The organism is Phenylobacterium sp. GW823-FHT02A09 (assembly GCF_058797775.1).
On sequence record NZ_JBXAJZ010000001.1, the window covers coordinates 464770 to 476464 of the forward strand.

Consider the following 11695-nt stretch of genomic DNA (forward strand, 5'->3'; position numbering starts at 1 on the left):
GCTCCTTGCTTAGCGGTGAAGCTTTAAGGCGAGGTGACCGCCGCCGAACGGCGTCATCCGGTCATGTCGCCGCCCTGCGGCGTCGCCCGGGTTCCGCAGGTCTCGCAGATCAGGCTGGCGCCTTTGCGGACGACGGCGATGTCGCCGCAGGCCGCACAGACGTCCGCCTCGGCCGCCGGAGGCCGGGCGGCTGCGCTGGGCAGGAAGACCAGGTTGTCGGGCGCCGCGCCGCGGGCGAAGCCGCGGGAGATGAAGTGGCTGGCCGGCTGGGGGCCGTCCTCGTCGTCGCTCTTGCCGTCGCCCAGCCCGTCGGCGTTGAGCTCGTCCGGATCGGCGTTGGCCAGGTCGTTGCGGCCCAGATAGGAGACGCCGAGCTCTCGGAACAGGTAGTCGAGGATCGAGGTCGCCGAGCGCACGGAGTCGTTGCCCGTGACCGGGCCGGCCGGCTCGAAGCGGGTGAAGACGAAGGCCTCAACGAACTCGTCGAGCGGCACGCCGTACTGCAGGCCGATCGAGATCGCGATGGCGAAGTTGTTCATCAGCGAGCGGAAGGCGGCGCCTTCCTTGTGCATGTCGATGAAGATCTCGCCGAGCTCGCCATCCTCGTATTCGCCGGTGTGCAGGTAGACCTTGTGGCCGCCGACGCTGGCCTTCTGGATGTAGCCCTTGCGGCGGTCGGGCAATTTGCGGCGGGTGCGGTCGCGCTCGACGATGCGCTCGACGATCCGTTCGGGTTGCGGGGCGCGGGCCTCGGGCTCTGGTTCGCGGACCGTGCGGGGCGGCGGCTCGCTCGCCTTGGGCAGGTCCAGCACCATGTCGGCCGGGGCGGCGGCGCGCCGCATGCGCAGAGCCGGGGCTTTGGCGTGGACAGCCATGGCGATCACGCCGGCGGCGTCGGCCGGGGTGGTGTCCCATTCCAGCTCCAGGTCGGCCATGGCCGGCACAGCGAGGGCGTGGGCGATGACGGCCAGCACGGCGAAGTAGGGCTCGGGCCCCAACTCGTCGGCGGTTTCGAACACCGCTTGCTGGGCGGCGGTGAGGAAGTCGGCCTGCGAGAGCGCGCCGGAGCCCATGGCGTAGGCCTCGGCCTGGGCGATCTCCTCGTCCCCAAAGCCGGCCAGCTTGAGCACATTGAGGCCCGGATCGGCGAGATCGGCGTCGGTGGCGCCGAGCACGTCGCAGAGGAAGCCGGCGTCGATGGCGGAGAAGGCCTCGGCGAGGGTCGCGGCGAAGGGCAGGGCGGCCTCGGCCTGGGCGATCTCGTGATCGGTGAAACCGCGGGCGGCGAGGGCGGCGTGGTCGACGCCGGGGGCCTCCGAGAGGTCCTGGCCGCCAAGCAGCCAGGCGCGCGCCTGGGATAGGTCCGCACCGAGCGCGGCCAGGCCGCTGAGCGCGGACTCGGTCATCACCCGGGTCAGCACGCCGTCCTCGGTCTGGGCGACGGTGACGGGGCCCAGCCAGGGGGCGGCCGAGGCGCTGGCCCCGCCGAGCCGCAGGGCGAGATCCGGATCGTCGAAGATCGCCAGGCCGCCGTTGAGCTTGGCGCCTGAGGCGACGCATGCGGAGGCGGCGTGCCGGTATAGGTCCCGGACGGCCGTGCGGCCCGCGTCGGAGTCGTAGGTCAGGCCCTGGGCGACGAGCCAGTCGGCGACACCGGCCAGGCCCAGCGACGCGGGGCGCTCACCGCCGACCGCGGCCAATGCGGCCGCCAACAGCGCGACGGCCGAGGCGAAGGCGGCGGCGTCGAAGTCTGGCCCCGACCCGAAACTCATCAGGTTCACGGCGCCCCGTGCGCCGCCCCAGGCGCGGGCGACGCCGTGGGCGATATCGGGGGTGATGGCGACGGCGAGGGCGCCGGTCTCCCAGGCCGCCGCGGCGAGCGACGGCTCGGGCGCGCCAGCGGCGACACAGATCAGTTCCAGGTCCTCGACGGCGCCGAAATCCGGATCGGCGGCGGCCCATTCGAGTTCGCCGGCCTTGGCCAGGGCGATGGCGTCGAGGATCATCGCATCGGTGGCGCCGGCGGGACGGGCGGCCTCGGCGCTGCGGGCGAGGCTGGCGTTGGCGCGCAGGTCGGCGCAGGCGGCCGGATCGCCTTCGCAGCGCAGGATAGAGTCCATGACCGCTTGGAGTCGGGCGCCCATCTCGCGGGCGGCGGCGCGCGCCATCGCGCGGCCGCGGCGCTGGGCGCGCAGGGCGGACAGCGCTGGCGCGCAGGCGTCGCCAAGCTTGACGACGGGCGTCGCCGCGTCGACCCGCGGCCAGGACATGGCGATCTGGCCAGCCAACATGGCCGCGCCGAGATCGCGACGGAAGGCGGCCCGGGCGCGGGCGGTCTCGAACAGCGCCGCCGAATCGCCGCGCTGCACGAGGTCTTCGGCGAAGCGGAACACGGCGGCGGGCAGGTCGGCGTCCTCGCCCAGCCAGTCGAGCCAGGCCTCGACCCGCGCGTCGGTCCATGACGCGGGGGCCAGAACGTCGGCTACGCTGGACGCGCGCTCGAGCGTCCGCCGTTCGATCCTTGCCGCTTCTGCACCCATATCCGGCTCTCCCGTCGGGCGAGTCTAGCAGCGTCGTTAACGCGGGCAATAGATGTTGCGGTTCGTGGGGCGCCTATCCCCAACATATTGCGGATTTCGTGCGGCTGGACGGTGAAGCGCCGGGCGCCTATAGTCCGGCCGCTTCCTGTCTGTCTGGAATTCCCAAACGTGCTCAAGAATATCTTCACCTGGTGGAACGGCGCGACCATCGGCATCCGCAACACGGTTCGCGGCAGCGTGTTCATCGGCAAGGACGAGCTGGGCAACAGCTACTACGAAGCCCGGGACGATCGGAAGTCGTACGACAAGGGCCGCAAGCGGCGCTGGGTCATCTACAACGGCTATGCCGAGGCCTCGAAGGTCCCGGCCGACTGGCACGGCTGGCTGCACTACACCTTCGACGAACCGCCGACCACGGCGCCGCTGAAGCGCCAGGAGTGGGAAAAGGATCACCTGCCGAACCTGACCGGCACCGTGCACGCCTGGAAGCCGCAGGGCTCGATCGCCCGGGGCGGCGAGCGTCAGAAGGCGTCGGGCGACTACGAGGCCTGGCGGCCCGAATAGGCATGTCGCGCGGCCGCACCCTTGCCGGATTGGCGGTGCTGAGCGCCCTGGCGGGCGCCGGCGTGGTGCGCGCGCAGCCGACATCTCCGAGCCAGCAGCCCGCCCAACCGCCGCTGCTGCAGCCGCCGCCGGCCCCCCCGCCGACGCAGGCCCCCAATGGAACCGCAACGCCGCCGGTCGCGCAGCCGCCGCCCGTTCGCGAGGAGGCTCCGCCCGCCCAGGTGGCCCCGCCGCCGCCCGTCGCGGCCCCGCCGATCGCGGCCGAAGAGGTCGAGGAAGCGCCGCCGCCGAAGGCTCAGGTCGCGGCCAAGCCCGCCGAGGCGGCCAAGCGCGCCCGCTACGACGTCGCCGTCATCCAGGCGCTGGACAAGGTCTCGGCGGAATCCATGCGCTTCGAGGCCGCTGTCGGCCGGCCGGTGCGCTACAAGAACCTCGTCTTCACGGTGAAGGCCTGCGAACGCTCGGCGGCCGATGAGGCGGTCGAGGACTCGGTCGCGCATGTGACCGTGGAATCCCAGCCGCGCGCCGCGCCCGGGAAGCCGACCCCGCCACCGCGCCAAGCGTTCCGCGGCTGGATGTACGCGTCCTCGCCGGGCCTGAACCCGTTGGAACACCCGATCTACGACGCCTGGCTGATCACCTGCAGGGCGGCTGCGCCGGTTCCGACCGCGGCGCGCTGAAGCGACGCCTGCGCCTCAAGCGCGCGGGCCAGGCGGCGGTGATACTCCGCCCGCGGGATCTCGACCGCCCCGAAGGTCGACAGGTGGTCGGTGATGAACTGGGCGTCGAGCAGCCGGTAGCCGTCGCTGAGCAGCCGCGCGACCAGATGCACCAGCGCCACCTTGGAGGCGTCGGTGCGGCGGCTGAACATGCTCTCGCCGAAGAAGGCGGCGCCGAGCGAGACGCCATAAAGGCCGCCGACCAGTTCGTCGCCGAGCCAGCACTCGACGCTGTGAGCGTGGCCCATCTCGAACAGCTGGGCGTAGAGGTCCTCGATGACCCCGTTGATCCAGGTCTCGGTGCGGCCAGGCTTGGGCGCGGCGCATTCGAGGACCACGCGCGAGAAGGCGGTGTCGATGCGGATGTCGAAGGGATCGCCCCGCACGGTGCGGGCCAGGCGGCGCGAGATGTGGAAGCCGTCGAGCGGGACGACGCCGCGCTTTTCGGGATCGATCAGGAAGACCCGGTCGTCTTCGCGCGCATCGGCCATGGGGAACACGCCGCGGCCGTAGCACTCAAGGAGCTCGCGGGGGCCGAAGCGTTTCATGGCGGCAGTCTATTGGATTTGGCCGGGACTTTCCTCCCCCGCGCTAGCGGAGGAGGATGTCAGGGTCAGGCTTCTTCCTGCTGCGACTTCATCCAGCGTTCGAGCCAGTGGATGTTGTAGTCGCCGGCGAGGAAGTCGGGCTGGTGCAGCAGTTCCTGGAACAGCGGGATCGAGGTCTCGATGCCGCCGACCACCATCTCGTTCAGGCAGCGGTTGACGCGAGCGATGCACTCTTCGCGGTCGCGGCCGTGGACGATCAGTTTGCCGATCAGGCTGTCGTAGGTGGGCGGGATCGAGTAGCCGGCGTAGAGCGCGCTATCGAGGCGCACGCCCAGGCCGCCGGGCGCGTGGAAGTCCGTGACCAGGCCGGGCGACGGCATGAAGGTCTTCGGGTTCTCGGCGTTGATCCGGCATTCGATGGCGTGGCCCTCGAACACGACGTCTTCCTGCTTGAACGACAGCGGCAGGCCCGCGGCGATGCGGATCTGCTCGCGCACCAGGTCGATGCCGGTGATGGCCTCGGTGACCGGGTGCTCGACCTGCAGGCGGGTGTTCATCTCGATGAAGAAGAACTCGCCGTTCTCGTACAGGAACTCGATCGTGCCGACGCCGAGGTAGCCGATGGCCTTGATGGCGTCGACCACGACCTTGCCGATCTTGGCGCGGCCGGCGGCGTCGATGACGGGCGAGGGGGCTTCCTCGAGCACCTTCTGGTGACGGCGCTGCAGCGAACAGTCGCGTTCGCCCAGATGGCAGACATTGCCGAACTTGTCGGCGATGACCTGGATCTCGATGTGGCGCGGAGTCTGGAGGTAGCGCTCCATGTAGACCGCGTCGTCGCCGAAGGCGGCCTTGGCCTCGGCGCGGGCGGTGGAGACCGCCTCGTAGAGGTCTTCCTCGGTCTGAGCGACCTTCATGCCGCGCCCGCCGCCGCCGGCGGCGGCCTTGATGAGCACGGGGAAGCCGATTTCCTTGGCCGCCGCGAAGGCCTCTTCTTCGGTCGTGACGGCGCCGTCGGAGCCGGGCACCACCGGGATGCCCGCTTCCTTCACCGCCTGCTTGGCGGTGATCTTGTCGCCCATCATCTTGATGTGCTCGGCGGTCGGACCGATGAAGGTGAAGCCGTGCGCGGCCACGATCTCGGCGAAGCGCGCGTTCTCCGACAGGAAGCCGTAGCCCGGGTGGATCGCCTGGGCGCCCGTGATCTCCGCCGCGGCGATGATCGAGGGGATGTTCAGGTACGACTTGGCGGCGGGGGCCGGGCCGATGCAGACGCTTTCGTCGGCCAGCCGCACCCACATGGCGCCGGTGTCGGCCTCGGAATGGACCGCCACGGTGGAGATGCCCATTTCCTTGCAGGCCCGGTGGACCCGCAGGGCGATCTCGCCGCGATTGGCGATGAGAATTTTGTCGAACATCGACTTACTCGATGACGATCAGCGGTTCGCCGAATTCGACCGGCTGAGCGTCCTGGACGATGATCTCGACGATCTTGCCGGCACGCGGGGCGGGGATCGGGTTCATCGTCTTCATGGCTTCGACGATCAGCAGGGTCTGACCGGCGGTGACCGTGTCGCCGACCTTCACGAAGGCCGGAGCGTCGGGCTGCGGCTGCAGGTAGACGGTGCCGACCATCGGCGACTTCACGACATCGCCCTTGCGTTCGACGGCGGCGGGCGCGGCTTCGCCGGCCGGCGCAGCGGCGGCCGGAGCGGCCGCGTAGGCGGCCGGAGCCGGGGCGTATTGGACGGCCGCCGGGGCGGCGGTCTTGGCGACGCGGATCTTGAGGTCGTTGTGCTCGACTTCGATCTCGGTCAGGCCGGTCTCGGTGAGAATGTCGGCCAGTTTGCGCACCAGCCGCGCGTCGATCGGATCGGCGGGGGCCTTCGGACTGCTAGCCATTTGATAATCCTTAGTTTTGGCTTTGACGGGCCAGGCCCGCGGCGGCCTCGACGGCCAGTTCGTAGCTCGCCCCGCCGAAGCCGGAGACGACCCCGGTGGCGACGAGGGACACATAGGTTTCACGACGGAACGCTTCGCGCGCCGCCGGGTTGGACAGGTGACATTCGACGACAGGAATATCGAGTGTCTTCAGGGCGTCCAGCAGGGCCACGGACGTGTGACCATAGCCCGCAGGATTGATCACGACGGCGCAGGCCTCGGTCCGGGCTTCCTGCACCCAGTCGATGAGCTGGCCTTCATGGTTGGATTGGCGGAAGACCACGGCATGACCGAGGGCGCCGGCGCGGCGTTCGCAACGAGTGCGGACGTCCTCCAGCGTCTCCTTTCCGTAAATCTCCGGCTCCCGGACCCCCAAGAGGTTGAGGTTGGGCCCGCTAAGCACATAGATCGGTTTCGACATTCGGCTCCGCCGTCGATTCCGCCGTCTTGTAACGGGCGGCGGCGGGGGTCACAAGCATTCGGAAACTCCAAGCTTCACGAGGGCGTCATGACGCTGACCATCAACGGGGAACAAAGGGCCTTCGGCGGGGTGTCGAGCGTGGCCGCCCTGGTGGCGGAACTGGGCCTGGATGCGCGCAAGGTGGCGGTGGAGCGCAACCTGGAGATCGTACCGCGATCGGCCTATGGACAGACCGCGCTCGCCGACGGCGACCGCATCGAGATTGTGCATTTTATCGGAGGCGGCTGACATGGACGGGTCTACCCACAAGGAAGACACCTGGAGCGTGGCGGGCCGGACCTTCACCTCGCGGCTGATCGTCGGGACGGGGAAGTACAAGGACTACGCAGAGAACGCCGCCGCGGCCGAGGCGGCAGGCGCGGAAATCGTCACCGTGGCGGTGCGCCGCGTGAACCTGTCCGATCCGAACCAGCCGATGCTGGTCGACTATGTGAAGCCCGACCGCTTCACCTTCCTGCCCAATACCGCGGGCTGCTTCACCGGCGAGGACGCCATCCGCACGCTGCGCCTGGCGCGTGAGGCCGGCGGCTGGGACCTGGTGAAGCTGGAGGTGCTGTCGGACACCAAGCACCTGCTGCCGGACATGGAAGAGACCCTGCGGGCGCTGAAGCTGCTGGTCGCCGACGGCTTCCAGGTGATGGTCTACTGCAGCGACGACCCGGTCTACGCCAAGAAGCTGGAGGACGCGGGCGCGGCGGCGATCATGCCGGCGGCGGCCCCGATCGGCTCCGGCCGCGGCATCCAGAACTTCCTGAACCTGGGGCTGATCATCGAGCAGTCCAAGGTGCCGGTGCTGGTCGACGCCGGGGTCGGTACGGCCTCGGACGCCACGCTGGCGATGGAGACCGGCTGCGACGCGGTGCTGATGAACACCGCCATCGCCGGGGCCAAAGACCCCATCCGCATGGCCGTAGCCATGAAGCATGCCGTGATCGCGGGGCGGGAAGCATTTTTGGCAGGACGTATGCCAAAACGTATGTATGCTGAGCCATCATCCCCGCTATCCGGTCTGATCTGATGAGCCTTGGCGTCGACGTCTACTGGTCCTTCCGCAGCCCCTATTCCTACCTGGTGGTCCCGCGCTTGCGGGAATTGGCTGAGACCTACGACGTCGACGTCCGGATGCGGCCGGTCTATCCGCTGGCGGTGCGCTCGGAGGGCTTCTTCACCAAGCAGGACCCGCTGTTCGTGCCCTATCTGGTACGCGACGTTCGGCGGCTCGGGGACTTCCTGGGCCTGCCGCTGGTCTGGCCGAACCCCGACCCCGTGGTCATCGGGCAGAACCTGAACGGGGCGGCGGAGCAGCCGCACCTGGACCTGCTGATGCCGCTGGGCGCGATCGCCGCCCACAAGCCGCAGGCGCTGGCCTTCTATGACGAGGTCTCGCGGCTGATCTGGAACGGCCAGGACATGCCCTGGAACGAGGGCGACAAGCTGGCGCGGGCCATCGAGCGGGCGGGCTTGGATATGGCGCAGCTGCAGGCCGAGGCCGCCGGCAAGCAGGACGAGATCGCCGCCGAGATCGAGGCCAACCAGGTCGCCCACCGCGAGAGCGGCCATTGGGGCGTGCCGACCATGGTCTTCGACGGCGAGCCCTTCTTCGGTCAGGATCGCTTCGACGTGCTGGTGTGGCGCATGAAGCAGCGCGGCCTGCAGAAGCGCGCCTGAAAAATTCAGCGGCGTTCCGTGACGGAAGGCGCTCTAGGCTCCCGGAAAACGGGAGGGGCGCATGGGCAAGTCCAACGGCCGCAAGTCCATCTTCATCACCGGCGCGGCCTCGGGCATGGGCCGCGAGACGGCCAGGCTGTTCGCCGGCCAGGGCTGGTTCGTCGGCGGCTACGACGTCAACGAGGCGGGCCTGGAGGCGCTGAAGGCCGAGCTTGGCCCCGACAATTGCGTGGTCCGCCGGCTGGATGTCACCGACCGTGATGACTACCGCGCGGCGCTCGCAGGCTTCGCCGAGGCGACCGGCGGGCAGATGGACCTGCTCTACAACAACGCCGGCATCGGCCGCGGCGGCCCGTTCGCCGAGCAGCCGTTCGAGGACGTGATCGCGGTCGTGCAGGTCAACCTGATAGGCGTGCTGATCGGCATCCATGAGGCGATCGGGCTGCTCAAGGCGACTCCCAACTCTCTGTGCTTCACGACCTCGTCGTCCTCGGCGACCTTCGGCATGGCCAACATCGCGGTCTATTCGGCCACCAAGCATGCGGTGAAGGGTCTGTCCGAGGCGCTGTCGGTCGAGTTCAAGGCCTATGGGGTGCGGGTGGCGGACGTGCTGCCCGGGGTGATCGACACGCCGATCCTGCCGCCGGGCGTGGCCGAGGCGGCGCCCAAAGAGGGCATGTTCCGAGCCATCCCGCCGGTGGAAGTCGCCAAGGCGGTCTGGGCGGCCTACCACGCCGACAAGCTGCACTGGTACGTGCCGCCGGAACTGGTCGAACTGGACAAGGCCGCGACCCTGACGCCGGAAGCGGTGCGCGATCAGATGGCCCAGGGCGGGCTGTTCAACGCGCCGCCTTAGGGATCATGTCGGCCTCGGCCGGCAGGCCCAGCTGCTGGAACATATCCGCGCGGTTCGGCCCGGGCGTCGGCGGATAGACGTGCGCCTTCCGGTCCCGGCCGGTGGCCCAGTAGCGCAGCACCTTGGCGAGGTTGTCGGGGCGCTTCAGCCAAGCGGACGGATGCTCCAGCATATGGAAGCCCCGGAGGGCCTCGCGCAGCAGGTTGGCGTCCGAGCGGATAGCGATGTTCACGCCGTCCTCAAGGAAGCTCTTGATCACCCGGCTGCGCAGGCTGGGACGATAGCCGGGCGTGAGGTGCTGGCGCGATCGACGGATCGCGGCGCGGTCCTGGTCGCGCATGTTGAGATAGTAGGGCCGCAGTTCGTCGGTGACCTTGGCCTGGAAGGCCAGCACGCGGTCAGCCGGATCGCCCGTCGAGACGAGCACGTCGCGCAAGGCGTAGGCGGTGACGGCGGCGAATGAGCAGCCGCGGCCATAGAGCGGATTGGTGCGGACCAGGGCGTCGCCGACCGGGAAGTAGCCCAGCAGCGGTGGAACGCCCTCGCCAGCGATCTCACGCCAACGGCTTTGCAGTTCGCCCATGCCGAACACGCGGCTGACGCCTTCGGCGACGGCTGGATCCACCCAGGGCGCCAGGCCCGGCAGGCGCGCGCAGATGGCGTCGAACACCTCGGGCCGCACGATGGCCTTGCGCAGCTCAAGCTCGGGCTCGGGCGTGCAGAGGGTGATCGAGAAGCAGCCGTTGTCGCCCGGAAACAGCCCGAACTTGAGGAAGCCGAGGTCGCCTGTGCCGCCGGCCTTGGTGCGCTGCGGTTCCTGAGCGCCAGGGCGAAGGCGATAGTGACGGGTGAAGTAGACGATGCCGGCGCTTTCGCTCTCCTCCGGAATGCTCGCGCCTTCCTCGATGAGCTGCTCGATGCAGGACGAGGTGCGGCCGCCGCCGTCGATCACCAGATCGCCGATGATGTCGCGCGCGCCGGCGGCGTCGGCCACGGACACCCCGACCACGCGCAGGCCCTGCGGGTCGCGCTGGGTCAGCAGACGGCGGACGAAGGTCTCCGAATCGATCCGCACGTTCGGATAGCGTTCGACATAGCGGCGGATGACGAGTTCGAGGGTCGTGCGGCGGCTGGTCAGAACCACGAAGTCGCGGTCGGCGGGCTGGGGCCGGTAATCCTGGCGGTGGACGTCGGTGAGCATTCGCTCGAAGCCGAGCTCGCGGCAGCCGGCGGCCAGCAGGTCGGCGTGCAGTTCGGGGTGTTCGTTGCGGATGATGGTGCGCAGCCGCGCCAGGAAGGCGTGGCTGTGGCGCAGATGGCCGACTCCGCGGCGGGTCCAATCGGTGAATGCGTGATCGGCGTCGCCGCGCGGCGGCGCCGGATCACGTTCGAGAATGACGATATCGCGGCCGGTCGGCGCCAGGGCCAGCGCCGAACACAGGCCGCCGATACCAGCTCCGATGATCAGCACTCGCTCGTGCATTCGGCTCGCCGTAGTCGGACGGACAGACTCTCAAGGCACTCTTGAGGAGCCTAGCTGCGTCGCGGTGCGGCGCAAGCCCGAGTTTGGCGAGGGGGTTTAGCCCTTGTCGATCTGCGGCGAGGGGACGGTCTTGAGCTTGCCGGTCTTGGCTTCGGCGATCGCCGCCCGCAGGGCCGGGATGTCGGCGCCCGGGATGATGCGGTCGCCGACGACGAAGGCGGGCGTGCCCTCGATGGCCAGGGCCTGGGCGAGCGCGCGGGTGTCGGCGATGTGCTTCTTGACCTCGGCGCTGGCGCCGCCGGCGCGAGCCGCGGCCGGATCCACCCCGACGGCCCGCAGGTGTCGGTCGATCGCCGCTTCGTCGAGGGCCTTCTCGGCCATGAAGCGCTCGAACAGCTCGATGTTCTTGGGCATGCCCGCGGGGGACAGGGCGACCTCGGCGGCGATGTTGCTCTCGGCCCCGAAGATCGGGAACTCCTTGAACACGAAGCGGACGTCAGGATTCTCCTTGATCAGCTTCAGCACCTCGGGCGCGCTGACCTTGCAGTAGCCGCAGCGGTAGTCGAAGAACTCGACGACCGTGACCGTGCCGTTCGGATTGGCGACGAAGTCGCGGGGATCGCGTTCCAGCTGGTCGCGGAACTTGCCGAGCGAGGCCTTGGCGGCCTCCTGGGCGGCGGCCTGCTTGTTTTCCTGCAGCTTCACGACCGCCTCTTCGATCACCTCAGGGTGGGCGAGCAGGTAGGCGCGGACCTTCTGGCCGAAGTCGTCCTCCTGCTTCTGGCAGGCGGCGAGGGGCAGTGCGAGGGCGGCGCAGGCGACGAGGACGCCGCGGGAAATCTTGGTCATGTCAGGCCAATTAGGTGAGAAGCGTGGCTTTGCGAAGGCTTTTCGG

13 protein-coding genes are annotated in these 11695 nt (G+C 69.2%); 6 read left to right on the forward strand and 7 right to left on the reverse strand.

Annotated elements, in window-relative coordinates:
• Positions 1-53: 53 nt before the first annotated feature.
• Positions 54-2540 (reverse strand): TSCPD domain-containing protein, encoded by a 2487-nt coding sequence (locus AC1Q87_RS02440; protein WP_492607419.1) that lies wholly within the window; start codon positions 2538-2540, stop codon positions 54-56.
• Between the two features lie 168 nt (positions 2541-2708).
• Here AC1Q87_RS02440 and AC1Q87_RS02445 point away from each other — a divergent pair, with 168 nt between their 5' ends.
• Both AC1Q87_RS02445 and AC1Q87_RS02450 read left to right on the forward strand, forming a co-directional pair.
• The gene (locus tag AC1Q87_RS02445) at positions 2709-3104 is read left to right on the forward strand and encodes an NADH:ubiquinone oxidoreductase subunit NDUFA12 (protein ID WP_492607420.1); all 396 of its coding nucleotides are present in this window, start codon (positions 2709-2711) and stop codon (positions 3102-3104) included.
• A 2-nt stretch (positions 3105-3106) separates the two neighbouring features.
• Positions 3107-3784: a DUF2155 domain-containing protein gene (locus AC1Q87_RS02450; RefSeq protein ID WP_492607421.1), complete on the forward strand. Its 678-nt coding sequence runs from the start codon at positions 3107-3109 to the stop codon at positions 3782-3784.
• Here the strand turns inward: AC1Q87_RS02450 and aat are convergent.
• From aat to AC1Q87_RS02470, 4 genes are all read right to left on the reverse strand, one after another.
• On the reverse strand, positions 3724-4371 hold the full coding sequence (gene aat / locus AC1Q87_RS02455; RefSeq protein WP_492607422.1) for a leucyl/phenylalanyl-tRNA--protein transferase: 648 nt from the start codon (positions 4369-4371) through the stop codon (positions 3724-3726). The two genes, AC1Q87_RS02450 and aat, sit on opposite strands and share 61 nt — an antisense overlap.
• 65 nt (positions 4372-4436) lie before the next feature.
• A complete protein-coding gene (gene accC, locus AC1Q87_RS02460; protein ID WP_492607423.1) occupies positions 4437-5789 on the reverse strand; it encodes an acetyl-CoA carboxylase biotin carboxylase subunit in 1353 nt (450 codons plus the stop codon).
• A gap of 4 nt (positions 5790-5793) precedes the next feature.
• Positions 5794-6273 carry an acetyl-CoA carboxylase biotin carboxyl carrier protein gene (accB, locus tag AC1Q87_RS02465; RefSeq protein ID WP_492607424.1) on the reverse strand — a complete coding sequence of 160 codons (480 nt, stop codon included), beginning with the start codon at positions 6271-6273 and terminating at the stop codon, positions 5794-5796.
• A gap of 10 nt (positions 6274-6283) precedes the next feature.
• Complete coding sequence (locus AC1Q87_RS02470) at positions 6284-6733, reverse strand: type II 3-dehydroquinate dehydratase (RefSeq protein ID WP_183770249.1); 450 nt, start codon at positions 6731-6733, stop codon at positions 6284-6286.
• An 87-nt stretch (positions 6734-6820) separates the two neighbouring features.
• Between AC1Q87_RS02470 and thiS the strand changes: the two genes are divergently transcribed.
• The 4 genes from thiS (at position 6821) to AC1Q87_RS02490 (ending at position 9317) form a co-directional block, all read left to right on the forward strand.
• Positions 6821-7021, forward strand: coding sequence for a sulfur carrier protein ThiS (gene thiS, locus AC1Q87_RS02475; RefSeq protein ID WP_267234209.1), 201 nt, complete (start codon positions 6821-6823; stop codon positions 7019-7021).
• A 1-nt stretch (position 7022) separates the two neighbouring features.
• Complete coding sequence (locus AC1Q87_RS02480; RefSeq protein WP_492607425.1) at positions 7023-7811, forward strand: thiazole synthase; 789 nt, start codon at positions 7023-7025, stop codon at positions 7809-7811.
• Entirely contained in the window at positions 7811-8461 is a 651-nt protein-coding gene (locus AC1Q87_RS02485; RefSeq protein ID WP_492607426.1) for a 2-hydroxychromene-2-carboxylate isomerase, read from the forward strand. Before AC1Q87_RS02480 ends, AC1Q87_RS02485 begins: the two co-directional genes overlap by 1 nt.
• 61 nt (positions 8462-8522) lie before the next feature.
• A complete protein-coding gene (locus tag AC1Q87_RS02490; protein ID WP_492607427.1) occupies positions 8523-9317 on the forward strand; it encodes an SDR family oxidoreductase in 795 nt (264 codons plus the stop codon).
• Here the strand turns inward: AC1Q87_RS02490 and AC1Q87_RS02495 are convergent.
• Both AC1Q87_RS02495 and AC1Q87_RS02500 read right to left on the reverse strand, forming a co-directional pair.
• Complete coding sequence (locus AC1Q87_RS02495; RefSeq protein ID WP_492607428.1) at positions 9301-10800, reverse strand: FAD-dependent oxidoreductase; 1500 nt, start codon at positions 10798-10800, stop codon at positions 9301-9303. The two genes, AC1Q87_RS02490 and AC1Q87_RS02495, sit on opposite strands and share 17 nt — an antisense overlap.
• A 96-nt stretch (positions 10801-10896) precedes the next feature.
• Positions 10897-11649 carry a DsbA family protein gene (locus tag AC1Q87_RS02500; RefSeq protein ID WP_492607429.1) on the reverse strand — a complete coding sequence of 251 codons (753 nt, stop codon included), beginning with the start codon at positions 11647-11649 and terminating at the stop codon, positions 10897-10899.
• Positions 11650-11695 lie beyond the last annotated feature (46 nt).